Source organism: Epilithonimonas sp. 33E, assembly GCF_059372615.1.
In genome coordinates, this window is sequence record NZ_CM182009.1 from 3469580 (window position 1) to 3487661 (window position 18082).

Here is an 18082-nt window from a genome sequence, read left to right on the forward strand (position 1 = left end):
TCAGTTTATGAAAACGATGGAATGAAAATCACTTATCATCTATACAACGACGTGACCAAGCTTGATTAATTTTTCTCTGTTTAGGATTTTGATGTTTCTTCCTTCAACCACAATCAAGTCATCTTGTTTGAATTCGGAAATCAATCGGATGGCACTTTCGGTCGCAGTTCCAATCAGGTTGGCGATTTCTTCTCTGGTTAAAGAGATTTTGATGAAACCTTCCGGGTCAGTTCCCAGTTTTTGTTCTAACAAAATTAAAATTTCCGCCAATCTTTCTCTCACTGTTTTTTGAGCAAGGAAAGTGACTGTGTTTGCAGATTCGCCCAATTCATAAGCAATTTTCTGAAGCATTGCGTAAGATAATTTTGGATCAACTTCTAACAGCTTCAAGAAAATATCAGACGGTAAAAACTGAACTTTCATTGGTGTCATTGCTTCCGCTTTGGCCTGGAAATTTTCTCCGCAAAGCAAAGAACGGTAGCCTATCAAATCGTTTTCTTTACAGAATCTCAGAATCTGGTCTTTACCATAAACGCCTGATTTTGACAATTTTGCAGTTCCTTTTTCGATAAAATAAACACCTTTTGGCGATTCGCCGTCTTCGAAAACGACATCACCTTTAGAAAATTCAAGAACTTTGAGTGCATTGCTGTAAACTTCAAAATCTTCCGGAGTAAGACTTTCACGCAAAGATTCTTTGTTAAATGCTTTTGAGAAGTTTTCTTCTATAACCAATTGTTGTTCAAGAGACATACCTATGACATTTGTCAGCAAAAATAAGACTTTTTAACACTACATACCAAGATTTTTGACGTAATTTTGCAATCCAAATATCTGAGTATTTTTTAATGGCAGAACAATGCTTTCACTGCGGTCAGAAAATCGACAAGGAAAGACTTCTTTTCGATGAGAAAATCTTTTGCTGCAACGGTTGTCAATCGGTTTACGAAATCCTGAACGTTCACAATCTCGACAATTTTTACAATATCAATAAAAATTCCGGAATCCGGCCAAGCAATGAGAACAATGCTCAGTTTGATTACCTTGACTCGCCCGAAATTTTCACCAGAGTTGTCGATTTTTCCGAAGGCGGAACAACGCTGGTAACTTTCAAAATTCCTGTAATCCATTGCTCTTCCTGTATCTGGTTATTGGAAAGCCTTCACACCATCAATAACAAAATCAAATATTCTCAGGTTAATTTCACAAGAAAGACAGTTCAGATCTCTTTCAAAGAAGACGAAATAAAACTGAGTGAAGTTGCAAAATTCTTGACCAACCTTGGGTATAAACCTGTTATCAACCTGGAAACAGCTGAAAAAAAACAGGATAAACTCGATAAAAGCTTATTAATCAAATTAGCCGTTGCAGGGTTTGCTTTCGGAAACGGTATGTTTTTTAGTTTCCCGGAATATGTTTCGGGTAACGATGTCTGGTTCCATTCTTTCAAACATTTATTCAGGGTTATTTTATTTTTACTGGCAACTGCTGTGGTATTTTACTCTGCTTCAGATTATTATAAATCAGCTTGGTATGGATTAAAAAATAAAATCATCAACATCGATGTTCCGATTGTTCTGGGAATCTTCGTGCTTTACGGAAGAAGCATCTATGAAGCTGTAACAGATTATGGACCAGGTTACTTCGATACACTTTGCGGATTATTGTTCTTTATGTTGCTTGGAAAAACGTTCCAGAAAAGAACCTACAACTCATTATCTTACGACAGAGATTACAAATCTTTCTATCCTATTGCCGTTACCAAAGTGGATTTTGATGGAAAACAGGAAAATATTTTGTTATCCGATTTGGCTGTTGGCGACAGAATTATGGTTAGAAATCAGGAAATCATCCCAGTCGATTCAATTCTGATTAAAGGTGAAGGAAACATTGACAACAGTTTTATTACTGGAGAATCTGCACACATTTCTAAAAAACCTGGTGACAAAATTTTTGCCGGAGGAAAACAATCAGGCTCGGTTTTAGAATTGGAAGTCATTAAAAGTGTTGACCAAAGTTACCTTACTCAGCTTTGGAATAAAGAAGCGTTCAAGAAGTTCGAAACTGGTCTTGACACAATGACCAACACAATTAGTAAATATTTCACTTTCATCATTTTAGGAATCACTCTGGTTGCCGGAATCTATTGGTCAACTATTGATTTGGAAAAGATGTTTCAAGTGATTTCCGCAATTTTGATTGTAGCTTGTCCATGTGCATTAGCATTGTCTGCACCTTTTACTTTTGGTCATACTATGAGAATCCTGGGTCGAAATAAATTCTATGTGAAAGATACATTAACCATAGAAAGATTGGCTAAAGTTGACACATTAGTTTTTGACAAAACTGGAACAATTACTGAAAATAAGAAAACGAATATCAATTTCATCGGAACTGAAATTGAAGAATTTGATTTGAAAAATATTAAATCCTTACTTAAAAATTCTAATCATCCACTTTCCAAATCGCTTTATGACTTCCTGAAAGTGAATGATGACTATTTTGAAATTGAAGATTTTGAGGAAATTTCCGGAAAAGGTTATCAGGGAAAAGTAAGAGGAATTATTTACAAAATCGGTTCTGCAAGTTTCACAGGACAGGAATCTCAGAATCTTGAAACCGCAGTTTATATCAGCAAAAATGGAGAATTTATTGGAAAATTCATCTTCAAAAATGAATACCGAAATCATTTGTCTCAACTTTTCAAAAATCTAAAAAATTACCGAATCAATATTCTGAGTGGCGACAACTCTTCCGAGAAGCCTATCCTGGAAAAACTGATTCCATCAATTTCTGAAATGAAATTCAATCAAAATCCTGAAAACAAACTGGATTTCATCAAAGCGTTACAAGATAAAGGAGAAAAAGTAGCCATGCTTGGTGACGGATTGAACGATGCGGGCGCTCTGAAACAGAGTAATGTCGGGATTGCTATTGCAGATGACAGCAACTCTTTCACCCCTTCTTCCGATGTGATTATGAACGGCGAAAAAATCCCGGAACTGGATAAATTCCTGAAGCTATCAAAAGATGCCATCAAAATTGTAAAATTCACATTCATAATCAGTTTATGTTATAATGTTGTCGGAGTTGGGTTTGCTGTTTCCGGCCATATGCATCCACTTTTCGCAGCCATTTTTATGCCTCTGAGTTCTGTAACGGTTGTAACATTCACAACACTTTCTACATGGATCAGAAGTTCAAAATATTTTAAAATAAGTATTTAGAAGCCTCTTATTTAGAGCGATTATAAATTATCCATATTTTGTCCATTCTGACCAAAGTCAGTAATTTTCACTAAATTTGACGACCGTTTTTGCTTTAAATTTGTGAGCTGATATGGAGATTCTCTACTTAATGATTATCTGCAGCGTTTCTTTAGCTGTTATATTCCTGATTATCTTTATAATCGGCGCAAAAAAGGGGCAGTTCGAGGACGATGAATCACCTGCTGTAAGAATTTTATTTGAGGACGAGGTGAAATCAGAAGAGGAGAAAAAAGACACTCCGGAACAAAACAAAAAAGAATAATTGCTATTTGTAGATATGGAAACACAAAAATTTAGTTATGACAACGGGATTGTTCGCGCCTTTCTTATTGCGACAGTCGTTTTCGGTTTAGTAGGTTTTTTATTGGGACTTACGGCTGCGTTGTTGCTATTTTATCCTGAATTACCCGAATTTTTCTTGGGAACAGATGACCCGACAATCAGAACGCTTAGAAGTGAAGGATTACAAGGCCTTGTTAACTCTCAGGGAGCGTTTGGATTTGGCCGTATAAGAATGATGCACACTAGTATGGTGATTTTTGCATTTGTCGGAAACAGCTTTTTCTCAGGATTTTACTACTCAATCCAAAGATTATTGAAGACAAGAATGTGGAGTGATACGCTGTCTTGGATTCATTTTTGGGGATGGCAATTAGTACTTGTAAGCACGATTATCACTTTCTTTATGGGGCTTAACACCTCTAAAGAATACGCAGAACACGAGTGGCCGATCGATATTTTGATTACCTTAGTTTGGGTTCTGTTTGGTCTTAATATGTTTGCCACTGTAGCGATCCGAAGAGTGAGACATTTGTATGTGGCAATCTGGTTCTACATCGGGACTTGGGTTGCGGTTGCAATGCTCCATATATTCAACAACCTTGAGGTTCCATTATCGTTTACAACCTGGAAATCATATTCGGCTTATGCCGGTGTTAAAGATGCTTTAGTGCAATGGTGGTACGGTCATAATGCCGTGGCATTCTTCCTGACGACTCCGGTTCTTGGGATGATGTACTACTTCGTACCAAAAGCTGCTGACAGACCAGTTTTCTCATACAAATTATCAATTATCCACTTCTGGTCATTAATCTTTGTTTATATCTGGGCAGGACCTCACCATTTACAATACACGGCACTACCGGCATGGGCACAAGCAGTAGGAACAGGTTTCTCTATTATGCTGATCGCACCATCTTGGGGAGGTATGCTGAACGGACTTCTTACACTGAGAGGAGCTTGGGATAAAGTAAGAGAAAATCCGGTGCTTAAATTCTTCGTAGTCGCTGTAACTTGTTATGGTATGGCAACTTTCGAAGGACCGCTTTTAGCAACTAAAACTGTAAATAAAGTTGGTCACTTTACGGACTGGGTGATTGGTCACGTACACTTAGGTGCACTTGGATGGAACGGATTCATGGCATTTGGTGTCATTTATTATCTCGTTCCAATTTTATGGAGAACCAAATTGTGGTCTGTGAAATTAGCTAACTGGCATTTCTGGTTAGGAACTTTCGGGATTATTTTCTACGCGGTTCCATTGTATATCTCAGGATTCACACAAGGGTTGATGTGGAAACAGTTCAATCCGGACGGGACTTTGGTTTATAAAAACTGGTTGGATACTGTAACGGCAATTCTTCCTTATTTCAAAATGAGATTTGTTGGAGGATTCTTATATTTCTCCGGAGCCATATTAATGGTGGTTAATTTGGTTGCTACGGCAAGAAAAGGTTCTTTCCAAAAAGAAGTTCCTGCGGAAGCACCAGCTTTGGCCAATGTAAAAAAAGGAAGAAAAGAAGGCGAAACTTTCCACCTTTGGTTAGAAAGAACACCGCTTTACTTATCCATATTATCTTTCATTGTATTAGCAATTGGTGGCGCTTTGGAGATCCTTCCTACGATCTTTGTAAAAGACAACGTTCCTACGATTTCTGCGGTTAAGCCTTATTCTCCATTGGAATTGGAAGGTAGAGATATCTATATAAGAGAAGGATGTAACGCTTGTCACTCACAGATGATCCGTCCTTTCCGTGATGAGGTGGTAAGATTCAATGGGAAAAACGGACAATACTCTAAAGCAGGAGAATTCATCTATGACAGACCTTTCCTTTGGGGATCTAAGAGAACAGGGCCGGATTTGCAAAGAGAAGGCGGTGTAAGACCGGATTCTTGGCACTTCAAACATATGTACAATCCAAGATCGACATCTGCAGGTTCCATTATGCCTAGATATCCCTGGTTAATCGAGAATACTCTTGACAGAAGCAAAACAAAAGCTAAGTTGGAACTGATGAAAAATACTTTCGATGTTCCTTATACAACAGCACAGATTGATACGATGGACAATTGGATGAATCACCAAGCTAATGCTATTGTTAAGAATGTATTTGCGGAAGCTGATGATGTTAAAAAATCTTTTGCAGAAGCCAAGGCTAATAAGACAAAAGCCGGTGAGCAATTTGTACCGCTTGAAAAGAGAGAGATTGTGGCCTTGATATCTTACCTGCAAAGGCTGGGAACCGATATCAAAACAACAGAAATAAAAACTGCTAGTAATTAAAATTAAATAAAATGATTCCGCAAAGTTTTAAAGACATCGTCTCCAATGTGGAAAACGCAGGTTTTTTCCAAACTTTAGCAATGATCATCTTCATTCTGTTTTTTCTGGTTGTGGTTTATATTGTAATCAACAGACCGAAAAAGTATTACAACGAAGAAGAGAATGCACCGCTGGAAAAAGACGATGACGAAGATCAAACTTTGTAACTTATAAAGAAATTAATCATGAAAAGAAGAACACCTGTTTATATTAATATTTTAATCGTTTTAGGATTATTACTTGTCGTTTTTTATATGTTCTCACAAACATCAGACTTTCTGACATCCAGATATTTCTTGGGAACAGCTTTGATCAGCATCATTGTAGTTTTCATTCAGAATGCAATTGGTGATTTGATTGAGAATGAAAAATTCAAAAAATTAACGGACACCGAAAAAGCAAAATATCTGACCGAGAAAAAAGTGCCTTATTTCCAATACCTATGGAACGGAGCATTCAAAAGCCAGTCTGAAAAAGAAGAAAAAGATATCCTTATCGACCATGGATTCGACGGAATTATGGAGCTTGACAATCAGCTTCCAAAATGGTGGTTAGGCCTTTTCTACTTTGGAGTTGCATATTGTATTTTATATGTATCATCATATTTCCTGACAGATTTCGCACATCCTTACAAAGAATACGAGCAAGAATACAGAGAGCAAACCGCTGCTATCAATGATTATATGGCAACAGTAACTCAACCAACACTTGAAACGGCTGTTTTTTCTGAAGATAATGTGGAAGCTGGTAAAGCCGTATTCGAAACTAACTGCGTTTCTTGTCACGGTGAAGGCGGAAAAGGAGGAATCGGACCTAACTTAACAGATAATTTCTGGATCAATCAGCCGGAGAAAACATTATTCAAGAATGTATTCTACATGGTTGAAAACGGAAGTAAAAATAACCCTACAATGCAGGCTTGGGGTAAGAATGGCGTTGTGAATGGTTTTGAAATGCAGGCTGTAGCAGCTTACGTCTATCATATCAATCAGGAACAGGCTCCTATCACACCTGCACAAGGTGGTGCTGCTCCTCAGGGAACTGAGGCACACTGGGAAAAATCTAATTAATACATACAAAGAGATTGTCAAAGGATATCGTTCTATTTAGGAATGATATTTGAAAAAAGAATTATAACTAATTCATTTTTCGGACAATCTCTTTTTTTATCTAAATAACATGAGTACTACAGAAAAAAAATACAACGAAGCCGAAAGCTGGGTAGTAGAAGCTGAGACATTCAGAGACTCTGTTGGTACAATGGATAATACCGGAAAGAGAAGATGGGTTTATCCAAGAAAACCTAAGGGGAAATATACCAATTACAGAGTTCTCGTAAGCATCTTCTTATTAATAGTCTATTTTACATTGCCATTCCTTAAGTTCAACGGGAATCCGCTATTGATGTTCAATATCATAGACCGTCAGTTTTTCATATTCGGTCAGCCTTTTTATCCTCAGGATTTTTTCATTCTGGCGTTAGGGGCAATTACTTCATTAATATTCATTATTCTTTTTACGGTTGCCTTCGGGAGGATCTTTTGTGGATGGATTTGTCCGCAAACGATCTTTTTAGAAATGATTTTCCGCAAGATAGAATATGCAATAGAAGGCGACAGAAACAAGCAGATCAAGCTGGACAATCAACCCTGGAATTCTGAGAAAATCTGGAAAAGAGCATTAAAATGGTCAATTTTCATTCTGATTTCAGTCATTATCACTCATATTATGTTCATGTACATTGTGGGTTATGAGGAAGTCTTCAGAATCATGCAACAGGGGCCGTTTGAAAAACCTACCAATTTTTTGGTCATGATTCTTTTTACTGCTGCATTTTATTTTGTGTTTGCATGGTTCAGAGAACAGGTTTGTACAATGGTTTGTCCATACGGAAGATTACAAGGCGTTTTGATCGATAAAGAAACCATCAACGTTTTCTACGATTATAAAAGAGGAGAAAACCGTTCCAAATGGAAAAAAGGAGAAGACAGACGAGCTGTAGGAAAAGGTGATTGTATAGATTGCAAACAATGTGTTGTGGTTTGTCCTACCGGGATCGATATCAGAGACGGATTACAAATGGAATGTGTCAACTGTACAGCCTGTATTGATGCCTGTGATGAAGTAATGATAAAAGTAGGCTTGCCAACAGGTTTGATCCGTTATGCTTCCGAAAAAGAAATCGAAGAGCAACAACGCTTCAAATTTTCCGGAAAGATGAAAATCTACACTGTCATTTTAACATTATTGGTTGGATTCTTAGGCTATCTTATTTACAACAGAGGCGAAATGGAAGCAAAATTCCTGAAACCTCCTGGATCCACTTTCTTTGTAAGAGATGGGAAAATCACTAATACTTATAATTATACGTTTCTCAACAAATCTAACGAGACAAAAACTGTTATTATCAAAATCATTGAACCTTCCAACGGAGAGATATCATCGGGTTATTCATCGAACAAAATTATTTTGAAACGTGATGCAATGATAAAAGGAACCATTAATGTAAGTTTCCCGGAAAGTCAAATTAAACTTTCAAAACAAAATCTGACGCTTGGGGTTTATGATATGAATGGTGAATTGCTGGATTCTTACAATACTTATTTCGAAGGTCCTTTCAAATTTCAATTTTAATAAAGATCAGAAATGAAAAAATTACATTGGGGACACGGTTTGGCTATTGCATTGGGATGTTTTATCCTCTTCATCTTATTTCTGATTTTTATATTCCCGATTGGGAAGCAGAATGCAGATATGATCTCCAACAATTATTATGAAGAAGAATTGGAATATCAGAAAATAATTGATGCAAAAGACAATGCGGCAAAACTGGAACAGCTGCCGGCATATAAAGCAACAAGCGAAGGCATGCTGATTACTTTTCCGGAAAGTATCAAAACAGATGAAAACAAAGTAAATTTTATACTTTTCCGTACAGATGATTCTAATCTGGACGTAAAAAAAGAAATCGTCTTACAACATAATCTATTCCTGATTCCAAAAAAAGTAATTTCCAAAGGTTCTTATACATTGAAATTGAAATGGACACAAAATAAAAAACCATATCAGATAGATTACGATATTCAATGGAAATGACATTCATAATATCAGCGATTGGATTGGGCTTCGCATCAGGATTCCATTGTATTGGGATGTGCGGTCCTATCGCTTTGTCTATGGGTCTTACCAAGAATCAGAAAGCTAACTTTTATTTACAAAACCTCACTTATCAACTAGGAAGAATCCTCACCTACTCTATTTTGGGTGCCGTTCTAGGAATTATTGGTCAGAGCTTTGAACTGGCTGGGTTTCAAAAATATTTAACCGTTTCTGTAGGAATTCTTTTAATAATTATGGCCATTTCGTCATTTGGTGGGAAGGACTTTGCAACCAAAATTCCTTTTGTTTCGAAAGCGCTGCTAAAAGTAAAAATGAAATTGGGAAAAATTCTCCAGCGCCCCGATTACAAATCCCGTTTTGCAACCGGAATACTTAATGGTTTTCTACCCTGCGGAATGGTTTATATGGCTCTGACGGCTTCATTAGCTGCAGGCGGAATCTGGCAGGGCTCACTGTTCATGTTGCTGTTTGGTCTGGGGACGTTTCCGTTTATGTTTACTGTAGTTTTTTTAGGAAATTTCATTACAACAACTTTCCGGGTAAAAATTTTAAGACTGATTCCTGTAATGATGATCTGTTTGGGCGGATTATTTATTCTGCGAGGGTTGGAATTGGGAATACCTTACGTTTCGCCTAAATCAGAATCATTGCAGGTTCAACACTCTACAGATGGATTCCATATGGATCACACCAATTGTCATTAATTCTTAGATTTAATTTTTTAATTATACAAATCACTCATGATTAAGTACTTCACTTTTTGGAATATCATTATTCTCATTGTCGGGACATTTGCATTACAGTCCTGTTCCGTATCTACGACCAATCATTATTATGCTGATAAAAAATTCAGCTTTGCGACAGATATCGATATGGCTCAGGCTTTGGAAATGATGAAAGGATTGATGCCAGATTCTCTAAATCAGGATCAGGACTTCCTTAAAATGGAAAAATATCCGAGAGATTGGAAAAGTCTTTACGACCTTCAAAAAGAGGATGGAAAAATAACCACAAATCAGGATTCTATAAAAATTCTGAAAAAATTATTCTTCAAAGGTAATTTCGATGCAAATGATTTCAAAGGTTTTTCTGTAAAATCGGAACCTCTGACAAAGGAAGAATTAGCCGCTGCCGGACCATTGATGGGAAAGGAAAGTTCTGTAATGAATAATTCGGCTTTTGAAGATTGGGATGGCAAAATCCTGAGAATTGATACGTCAAAACTTCAGATGTCTCCGGAAGAACTTCAGGGTATTCTGAAAGGTGATGATAAAGGAGACTCAGCAAGCCCCGAAGAGATGAGCACCTTTTTGAATATGATGGATATGGATTTTAAAAACAAATTGGTTTTTGAAAAGAAAATCAAATCCATCAAAGGTAAGCACGACTGGATTAAAAAAACTGATAACAATACAATAGAAGCTGTTTTCAACCTCAAAGATCTGATGGATAAAGATCATCAGTTTAAGGACAAAGATCAATTCATCATTATCGAAACAGAATAAATAAAAAAGTCGGCTCATTGCCGACTTTGGTATTATTTAGAAAGTAACTTCTGCAGATTCTTTTCCTTTTTGGAAATTGAGTGTTTTCAGACTCCCTTTGTAAGTAATGTTCATTATATTGACTTGTTTCGGAAACTGGCCAATCAGGATACTGTTTTTGATTCTCAGGCTGGAAATATCAGAAACATTTCCCACTTCGTAATAAACCCAAACAGATTCTCCATTGACTTGGCTTCCTGTAAACGTCAATGTTTTAGGAGCTCCATTTACTGCAACATCCACATTGTTGTTCACATATTTTTTTACTTCAGCCTCGAAACCTGCTGTTGCCGGATCAATTCTTACCGCTTGTGAGATATGATTAGTATTAAGTTTGGTAGTAAATTTAAGAGTCTTGCTTCCATCAATATAATCCACTTTGGTCATTGACGAAAAGAAGTCAAAATCTTTGAAACTGAAAAAGCTGATAAGCAAAATCCCCAAAGACAATATAAATAATGATTTTTTCATTTTTGTAATATTTAATAACTTTTAGTATCGGTATCGGTCAAATTATATGCCAGATGTTAGAAGTTGACACTCACCGAATATTTATCATAAAATGCTTTGATGTGCGCTACCGCATCATCCGCAGTATCCACAACTCTGAAAAGCGAAAGATCCTGTTCTGCGATCAATCCTTCTTTTACTAACGTTCCTTTGAACCAATCCAGTAAGCCGCTCCAGAACTCGCTTCCAACTAATACAATAGGAAACTTTCCGATTTTGTTGGTTTGGATTAATGTCAAAGCTTCCGATAATTCATCCAATGTTCCGAAACCGCCAGGCATTACGACGAAACCCTGGGAATATTTCACAAACATTACCTTTCTAACGAAAAAATAATCAAAATTGATATTATAACCTTTATCTACATATGGATTAAAATGCTGTTCAAAAGGCAGTTCAATATTCAGCCCTATCGATTTTCCGTGCCCACTTGCACCTCTGTTGCCGGCCTCCATTATTCCCGGACCGCCTCCGGTAATAACTCCAAATCCAATTTCGGTAATTTTCTTAGCAATTTCTGAAGCCATTTTATAGTAATAACTGTCTTCTTTCAGTCTTGCAGAACCGAATATGGAAACGCAAGGCCCAATGCGTACCATTTTCTCGTAACCATCTACAAATTCCGACATAATCCTGAAAACCATCCAACTGTCTTTGGTAATGGTCTCGTCCCAGGTTTTTTGCCTGAGACTATCGTGCAGTCTTTTTTCTTCGTCTTGTTGTGTCATTTGAATAATTTTTCTGCTTCAGCAATCGATTCGGGTTTACCGACGTCTATCAAATTAGACGTGTGCTGATAGCCAATAATAATATCTTCTTTCATCAGGTCCATATATTCATCCATAATAGAGAATTTCCCCGTTCTGGTCATCTTGTCAAATATCTCCGAATTTACACAATGAACTCCACTGAAAGCTAATTCTCTTAATTTAAAAATTCCGCCAACGACTTTCTTTTTATTATCCTTCAGATTTTTCCAACCTTTCAAATACATATTATCATTAAACAACAGTTTTCTGGAACTGTCTCTATCCGAAACTGCTAATGTAATCATTGCACCTTTGGTTTCGTGAAGTCTGATAAAATTACTAATATTAAGATCTGTCAGAATATCAACATTCATGATCAGAAATGTTTTCTCATTTTCTAAAAAACGTTTAGCAAACAACAATCCGCCTCCAGTTTCCAGAAGTTCCTCGGACTCGTTAGAGATTTCGATGTTGGCTCCGAAATTATCATTCTCAGCTAAAAAAGCTAAAATCTGACCTCCGAAATGGTGAATATTAATGACAAAATCATTAATCCCATAACCCTGAAGATACTTGATATTTCTTTCTAACAACGGAACGCCATTAACTTGTGTCAAAGCTTTCGGATGATTGTCAGTGAAGGGTTTTAACCGGGTTCCCATTCCTGCCGCAAAAATCATTGCTTTCATACGGTAATGGGATTTAGATGTAATTGTTCATCGTGGTAGACTCTCACTTCCGCATCCGGGAAATTTTGTCTGATGAATTCAGCCGTTTTAATCGCAGAATAAACCGAACGGTGTTGCCCACCAGTACAGCCAAAATTGATCTGCAGGTGTTCAAAACCTCTTTCCAAGTAGTTTTTGATACTGATAGAAATAAGACTTTGAACCGATTTTAAAAACTGAGGCATTTCTGTTTTTTGTTCCAAAAACTCCTGAACTCCTATATCGTTACCTGTCTGTGATTTGTATTCTTCAATTCTCCCTGGATTCAGGATTCCCCGGCAATCAAAAACGAAACCACCGCCATTCCCTGATGCATCTTTAGGAATTCCTTTTTTTTTATAAGAAAAACTGTGAATATCAATAACCAATTTGTTCTGCATTAACTGTAATTTTCCGTAAAGTTACTTTTTTTAATTTTCTTTGAAAAATCGGAAAATTATAAATTTTAAATTTAATTTTGCATATTAATTGATCTAAGGACTTACGAATCAAACTTATTTCTTATTTTTAAAAATAAATCTTACTGAAAATGAAGCACATAAAATATTGTCTCTTAGCAGCATTGTTCCTGTTTATGATAGGATGTAAAAAAACAAGTGTTGACGGAAGCAGCCGTAAAAGTTTCCAGGAAAGTATAAATGATATGGCTTCCAGTCTTCCAACTTTGAAGCAGGTAAAATTTAATGAAGCTTTATACATTCTGAAAACCTTCGGGGTAGAAGCAGACGGCGACATTGCAGAAATCGCAGCTCTCGGAAAACTTCTCGACGGTAAAAAGACAGCAGAAATCTTTGCAATGGCCGATCAGGTTGCCCAGAAAAACGGCATTGCATGGAGCAGTACGGCGCCACCAAGCTTAGGAGAAATGAACATTTTCGGTAACGAGATTGCTTCTGAAAAAGATCCTAATGATGTGGACGCAGCGGCTCTCAATATTGTGGTAAGGAATATTGCGGGTGATAGCCTGACGGGTTCAAAAGGATTAATTGTAATTCCGCAATTGGTTGATAATAATGGCAACAAGGTCAGTTTCGACGGAGCAGCTTTGGAAACGATAATGGAAATCTCCAGCGGAGGCAACAAAATCTCAACGTCTAAAAACCTGATGCAGGATCCTGCATTCAGAGGATTCACCATCATGTATTCAAAGCTCCCAAAAGAAAAAATCTTTGAAGATAAAATCGATGTAAAATTGAGTGTTAAAACAACTAAAAAGTTGTTACAAATGATCAAGACAGGAATTCCTGTAAATGGCAATGCCCTTTACACTCCGCCGGCTCCTGTTGCTTCTGATTCTACTCAGGTTAATCAAAATCCTGAAGTCAATCCACAAACCGGAGAAACTATTCCACCTCCGGCTCCAGCAAAAAACACAGCTGATCCAAAAGCAACGGTAACAAAATTTCTTAATAATTTATCCTCACAGAATTTCAAGGCGGCCTATGAATCAGCTGATAATCCAAACTGGGGATCATATGACAAATTTTCTAACCCTAACTCAGGCTTTGGTTCGGTTAAGAATATCAGTGTTAAGAACATTTCTGTTCCCTACAACAAAGATAATTCTGCTAATGTTAACGTAACGTATGATGTGACCGACAAAAACGGGAAAACAACTTCACTCAATGTCACTTACGGACTGAAAGCTGTTAATAACAACTGGAAAATCACCACTTATAAAATCAACAACTAAAACAGAAGATGGCATCCGCAGAATTGATTAAAAAATTAGAAGACACAATAGAAAATATTCCTGACTTTCCGATTCCGGGGATTCAGTTCAAAGATATTTGTCCGATTTTTCTTCAGCCAAAGTTATATGAAGAAGTGATTGCTGATTTAGCCAATTTCAGTCGTGGAAAAATTGATGTCGTTTGCGGAATCGAAAGCCGTGGTTATCTCTTCGGGATTGCCATTGCCGTTGCTTTGGACGTTCCTTTTGTTTTAATAAGAAAAGCAGGCAAATTACCACCGCCGTTTATCGGAGAAAAATATGATCTGGAATATGGCTCTGCAGAAATCGAAATGAAAACAGGTCATCTTAAACCCGGACAACGCGTTCTGATCCATGACGACCTATTGGCAACAGGCGGAACTACGGAAGCTGCAGCGAAGTTAGTTTCAAAGCAAGGGGCAATTCCTGCACAATTCAGTTTTTTGATTGATTTGAAAGATCTGAATGGTGTGGAAAGACTCAAAAAATTTGACGCAGAAGTTTATTCTATTCTGAAATATTAAAATATTTTAACCATCAGAAAAAGAAGTTTTTGCATATCAAAAGGAAAACATTAAATTTGCACTCTATTTATTAAAAAAATTATGGCAAACCAGCATAACAAAAATCACGAACAAGAAGGAAAGGAAACTGTGGAATTCTTCAAAGACCTTGATAAAGAAGCACTTAATATCGAGTCATTTTTGGAAAAAAATGCAAAAGCACTCAGCATCGCATTTGGAGTTCTAATCGTTGCAGTTTTGGGGTGGTTCGGATATCAGCAATTTATTATTGGTCCTAAAAATGAGGAAGCTACAAAAAGTTATCTTGCCGCTCAGAAAAACCTAGCCGATGGAAAAGAAGACCTTGCTCTTGGTGGAAAATCCGTTGCAAATCCTGGTTTTATCGGAACTTATGATGAATACAGCGGAACAAAAGCGGGTAAATTATCTGCTTACAACGCGGGATTGATAGAATTCAAAAAAGGAAATTATCAGAAAGCTTACGACTTGTTGGACAAATTCAGTTCAGATAACAAAGTTTTGGTAGCGCTTAAATATGGCGCAATGGCAGATTGCCTATCCAACCTTAACAAAGCTGATGATGCATTAGCAATGGCTGACAAAGCTTCTTCTGCTTCAGACGATGCTTACACATCTTATTATTTCACAAAAAAAGCGGGAATGTTAGCTTTGGCTCTTAAGAAAAATGCTGATGCTAAAAAATATTTCGCTACAATCGATGAAAAATATCAAGACTATGACAATGGGCAATCCGATGCATTCATAGAAATGACAAAATATTACTAAACAATGGCAACAACTAATCTATCAGATTATAAGCCGCTCAACATATCCAATGCCGATGAATATTCTATCGGCATTGTTGTTTCTGAGTGGAACGATTTTGTAACCTACAACCTGAGAAACGGCGCAGTCGAAACGCTGAAAGCAGAAGGCATCAAAGAAGAAAACATTCATATTTATTATGTTCCTGGCGCATTCGAGTTGAGTTTTGCAGCAATGAAACTTTGCCGCTCCAACAAATTTGCAGCAGTGATTGCAATTGGCAATGTTATCCGTGGGGAAACGCCACATTTTGAATATGTCTGTTCAGGTGTAACGCAAGGGATCAAAGATTGCAACATATTGACAGATACACCTGCGATTTTCTGTGTTTTGACAGACGACACCAAAGAACAATCGATTGCCAGAAGTGGAGGAAATCTTGGTAACAAAGGCGTAGAAGCAGCTGTTACGGCATTGAAAATGATTGACTTCAATACAAAAGTTTCTTTATAATAAAATTTCCAGAAGCTTAATCCCGCTGGTAGTTTAGTCGAAGAGTGCTTTCTTTTGTTTTTTCAGATCAAAAAGAGAACAAGAAAAAGGGGTGCCGGTACTATCGGGCTATTGACAAACAACGGCATAATTTTTCGTTATAGCTATAAAAGAATTTCTTAATTTTAAAAACACAAAACATCAATTATGAAATGGACAAACGATAGAAGTGACAATGTTGACGACAGACGCGGCTCAGGTGGCGGCGGTGGAATGCTTGTTGGTGGTGGTCTGGGAACGATCATTATCGCGGCAATAGTTTTCTTTCTTGGTGGTGATCCTTCTGCAATTCTCAATAATGGAAGTAATTCTGCACCACAACAGACCGAACAGAGACAACTTTCTAAAGAAGAGCTCAACATCAGAGAATTTGTAAGAATGCTCACTAAAGAAAATGAAAAGACTTGGACAAATGTTTTTAACCAAAACGGAATCCAGTTCAGACCGGCAAAAGTTGTTTTGTTTAAAAGCGTAACCCGGTCAGGATGTGGAACTGCTCAATCAGAAATGGGTCCTTTCTATTGTCCTAATGACCAAACGATCTATATGGATATGAGTTTTTTCAATGAGCTGCAACAGAAATTCGGAGCTAAGGTTGGGCAATTTACAGTCGCCTATGTTCTTGGCCACGAATATGGACATCACATTCAAAATCTGTTAGGAACATTGGACAAAGTAGACCAGCTGAGACAAAGCGGAAGATATTCTGAAACAGATATGAACAGAGTTTCTGTTGCCAACGAGCTACAAGCCGATTTCTACGCAGGATTATGGGCCAAGCAAACGGATAGCCGGGAAAAAATCTTAGAGCCGGGCGATATCCAGGAAGCAATGAGCGCTGCTGCAGCGGTTGGTGATGATAATATCCAGAAAAGAGGCCAAGGTTATGTGAATCAGGAAAGCTTTACTCATGGTTCCTCAGCTCAAAGAGAAGAATGGTTTATGAAGGGTTATAATACCGGAGACATCAGACAGGGAGATACGTTTAATGCGTTACTGAAATAATTCCTGTAATGTTATAAAATAAAAAAGCATCAATTTTAAAATTGATGCTTTTTTTTAATCCTTTTATTATTAAAACAAAAACGACTGAAATCAAATGATTAACAGTCGTTTTAAGTACCCCAGACGGGACTTGAACCCGTACGTCCTTGCGGACACAGGATTTTAAGTCCTGCGTGTCTACCAATTCCACCACCAGGGCAAAGTAGAAAATGAGCGAAAAACGGGATTCGAACCCGCGACCCCAACCTTGGCAAGGTTGTGCTCTACCAGCTGAGCTATTTTCGCATAAAAAAAATTCCTAATTACTTAGAAATTTTTATCGTTGTGCGGATGAAGGGACTCGAACCCCCACGCCTCACGGCACCAGATCCTAAGTCTGGCGTGGCTACCAATTACACCACATCCGCATTATTGAAGAACTTCTTTTCTTTCGTTTTGGTGAGTGCAAATATATAACTCTTTTGTATTCTCTCCAAAATAAAATCAACATTTTTTTAAAGTTTTTTGATCGGACGATTTTTGATTAACATCAATACTTTTTATTACCTTTACACTCTTAAAACATTTTCGAGATATGGAATTAACAGGAACGATAAAGAAAATTTCTGATTTACAAACTTTTAACAGCGGATTTCAAAAAAAAGAACTGGTTCTTTTGACTGAAGAACAATACCCGCAGCCTATTAACATTGAATTTTTGTCAGAAAAAGTTGATCTTCTAAACACCTATAAAGTTGGAGATAAAGTAAAAGTTCATATCAATATCAGAGGTAGAGAATGGACCAGCCCTCAAGGTGAAGTGAAGTATTTCAATTCGATTACAGCTTGGAGAATGGAAAAGGACGGTTCATCTGATTTCAATGAACCAACTGAAGCCGCACCTTCTCACAATTCACCTGCAACTGAAAACAAGAATGTTTTTGCTGAGGATGAAGATGATGACTTACCTTTCTAATTTATAGGAATAATTATCACATACATCCCTGCATTTTAAATTAAG

General features: G+C 37.2%; 20 protein-coding genes and 3 tRNA genes. 15 read left to right on the top strand and 8 right to left on the bottom strand.

Going from position 1 to position 18082, the window contains the following annotated elements; genetic code table 11:
• Positions 1–39: 39 nt before the first annotated feature.
• Complete coding sequence (locus AC5P2S_RS15895; protein WP_120212428.1) at positions 40–753, bottom strand: Crp/Fnr family transcriptional regulator; 714 nt, start codon at positions 751–753, stop codon at positions 40–42.
• A gap of 95 nt (positions 754–848) precedes the next feature.
• Here AC5P2S_RS15895 and AC5P2S_RS15900 point away from each other — a divergent pair, with 95 nt between their 5' ends.
• The 9 genes from AC5P2S_RS15900 to AC5P2S_RS15940 all read left to right on the top strand — a co-directional run bounded on the left by AC5P2S_RS15900 (position 849) and on the right by AC5P2S_RS15940 (position 10496).
• Positions 849–3227 carry a heavy metal translocating P-type ATPase gene (locus tag AC5P2S_RS15900; RefSeq protein WP_494555560.1) on the top strand — a complete coding sequence of 793 codons (2379 nt, stop codon included), beginning with the start codon at positions 849–851 and terminating at the stop codon, positions 3225–3227.
• A gap of 112 nt (positions 3228–3339) precedes the next feature.
• Entirely contained in the window at positions 3340–3531 is a 192-nt protein-coding gene (gene ccoS, locus AC5P2S_RS15905) for a cbb3-type cytochrome oxidase assembly protein CcoS (RefSeq protein ID WP_283417634.1), read from the top strand.
• A gap of 15 nt (positions 3532–3546) precedes the next feature.
• Positions 3547–5832: a cytochrome-c oxidase, cbb3-type subunit I gene (ccoN, locus tag AC5P2S_RS15910; protein ID WP_494555561.1), complete on the top strand. Its 2286-nt coding sequence runs from the start codon at positions 3547–3549 to the stop codon at positions 5830–5832.
• An 11-nt stretch (positions 5833–5843) separates the two neighbouring features.
• Entirely contained in the window at positions 5844–6038 is a 195-nt protein-coding gene (locus AC5P2S_RS15915) for a CcoQ/FixQ family Cbb3-type cytochrome c oxidase assembly chaperone (RefSeq protein WP_283417917.1), read from the top strand.
• 18 nt (positions 6039–6056) lie between these two features.
• Positions 6057–6941: a cbb3-type cytochrome c oxidase N-terminal domain-containing protein gene (locus AC5P2S_RS15920; protein WP_283417916.1), complete on the top strand. Its 885-nt coding sequence runs from the start codon at positions 6057–6059 to the stop codon at positions 6939–6941.
• 109 nt (positions 6942–7050) lie between these two features.
• Positions 7051–8505 carry a cytochrome c oxidase accessory protein CcoG gene (ccoG, locus tag AC5P2S_RS15925; protein ID WP_494555562.1) on the top strand — a complete coding sequence of 485 codons (1455 nt, stop codon included), beginning with the start codon at positions 7051–7053 and terminating at the stop codon, positions 8503–8505.
• Between the two features lie 12 nt (positions 8506–8517).
• Positions 8518–8967 carry a FixH family protein gene (locus tag AC5P2S_RS15930; RefSeq protein WP_283417914.1) on the top strand — a complete coding sequence of 150 codons (450 nt, stop codon included), beginning with the start codon at positions 8518–8520 and terminating at the stop codon, positions 8965–8967.
• The gene (locus AC5P2S_RS15935) at positions 8958–9695 is read left to right on the top strand and encodes a sulfite exporter TauE/SafE family protein (RefSeq protein WP_494555563.1); all 738 of its coding nucleotides are present in this window, start codon (positions 8958–8960) and stop codon (positions 9693–9695) included. The genes AC5P2S_RS15930 and AC5P2S_RS15935 overlap by 10 nt, the downstream gene beginning before the upstream one ends.
• Positions 9696–9731: 36 nt before the next feature.
• On the top strand, positions 9732–10496 hold the full coding sequence (locus AC5P2S_RS15940) for a hypothetical protein (RefSeq protein WP_283417912.1): 765 nt from the start codon (positions 9732–9734) through the stop codon (positions 10494–10496).
• Positions 10497–10532: 36 nt separating this feature from the next.
• On the opposite strand, the gene AC5P2S_RS15945 is transcribed toward AC5P2S_RS15940, so the two are convergent.
• From AC5P2S_RS15945 to AC5P2S_RS15960, 4 genes are read right to left on the bottom strand one after another with little or no spacing between them, the layout of a single operon-like run.
• On the bottom strand, positions 10533–11006 hold the full coding sequence (locus AC5P2S_RS15945; RefSeq protein ID WP_283417911.1) for a DUF6702 family protein: 474 nt from the start codon (positions 11004–11006) through the stop codon (positions 10533–10535).
• A 56-nt stretch (positions 11007–11062) separates the two neighbouring features.
• Positions 11063–11773: an LOG family protein gene (locus tag AC5P2S_RS15950; RefSeq protein ID WP_283417910.1), complete on the bottom strand. Its 711-nt coding sequence runs from the start codon at positions 11771–11773 to the stop codon at positions 11063–11065.
• A complete protein-coding gene (locus tag AC5P2S_RS15955) occupies positions 11770–12483 on the bottom strand; it encodes a nucleotidyltransferase family protein (protein WP_494555564.1) in 714 nt (237 codons plus the stop codon). The genes AC5P2S_RS15950 and AC5P2S_RS15955 overlap by 4 nt, the downstream gene beginning before the upstream one ends.
• The gene (locus AC5P2S_RS15960) at positions 12480–12902 is read right to left on the bottom strand and encodes a RapZ C-terminal domain-containing protein (protein WP_494555565.1); all 423 of its coding nucleotides are present in this window, start codon (positions 12900–12902) and stop codon (positions 12480–12482) included. Before AC5P2S_RS15960 ends, AC5P2S_RS15955 begins: the two co-directional genes overlap by 4 nt.
• A 149-nt stretch (positions 12903–13051) precedes the next feature.
• Here AC5P2S_RS15960 and AC5P2S_RS15965 point away from each other — a divergent pair, with 149 nt between their 5' ends.
• The 5 genes from AC5P2S_RS15965 to ypfJ all read left to right on the top strand — a co-directional run bounded on the left by AC5P2S_RS15965 (position 13052) and on the right by ypfJ (position 17082).
• Entirely contained in the window at positions 13052–14215 is a 1164-nt protein-coding gene (locus AC5P2S_RS15965; protein WP_494555566.1) for an NTF2-like N-terminal transpeptidase domain-containing protein, read from the top strand.
• Between the two features lie 8 nt (positions 14216–14223).
• Positions 14224–14760 (top strand): adenine phosphoribosyltransferase, encoded by a 537-nt coding sequence (locus tag AC5P2S_RS15970; RefSeq protein ID WP_494555567.1) that lies wholly within the window; start codon positions 14224–14226, stop codon positions 14758–14760.
• Positions 14761–14841: 81 nt separating this feature from the next.
• The gene (locus AC5P2S_RS15975; protein WP_494555568.1) at positions 14842–15546 is read left to right on the top strand and encodes a tetratricopeptide repeat protein; all 705 of its coding nucleotides are present in this window, start codon (positions 14842–14844) and stop codon (positions 15544–15546) included.
• 3 nt (positions 15547–15549) lie between these two features.
• Positions 15550–16038, top strand: coding sequence for a 6,7-dimethyl-8-ribityllumazine synthase (gene ribH, locus AC5P2S_RS15980; protein ID WP_283417904.1), 489 nt, complete (start codon positions 15550–15552; stop codon positions 16036–16038).
• Positions 16039–16224: 186 nt separating this feature from the next.
• On the top strand, positions 16225–17082 hold the full coding sequence (gene ypfJ, locus AC5P2S_RS15985) for a KPN_02809 family neutral zinc metallopeptidase (RefSeq protein WP_494555569.1): 858 nt from the start codon (positions 16225–16227) through the stop codon (positions 17080–17082).
• A 115-nt stretch (positions 17083–17197) separates the two neighbouring features.
• Here the strand turns inward: ypfJ and AC5P2S_RS15990 are convergent.
• The 3 genes from AC5P2S_RS15990 to AC5P2S_RS16000 all read right to left on the bottom strand — a co-directional run bounded on the left by AC5P2S_RS15990 (position 17198) and on the right by AC5P2S_RS16000 (position 17489).
• Positions 17198–17281: transfer RNA gene (locus tag AC5P2S_RS15990), tRNA-Leu, on the bottom strand.
• 13 nt (positions 17282–17294) lie between these two features.
• A tRNA-Gly gene (locus tag AC5P2S_RS15995) sits at positions 17295–17367 on the bottom strand.
• A 40-nt stretch (positions 17368–17407) separates the two neighbouring features.
• A tRNA-Leu gene (locus AC5P2S_RS16000) sits at positions 17408–17489 on the bottom strand.
• Positions 17490–17656: 167 nt separating this feature from the next.
• On the opposite strand from AC5P2S_RS16000, the gene AC5P2S_RS16005 reads away from it, so the two are divergent.
• Positions 17657–18037 carry a DUF3127 domain-containing protein gene (locus tag AC5P2S_RS16005; RefSeq protein ID WP_283417875.1) on the top strand — a complete coding sequence of 127 codons (381 nt, stop codon included), beginning with the start codon at positions 17657–17659 and terminating at the stop codon, positions 18035–18037.
• The last annotated feature ends 45 nt before the right edge of the window (positions 18038–18082 follow it).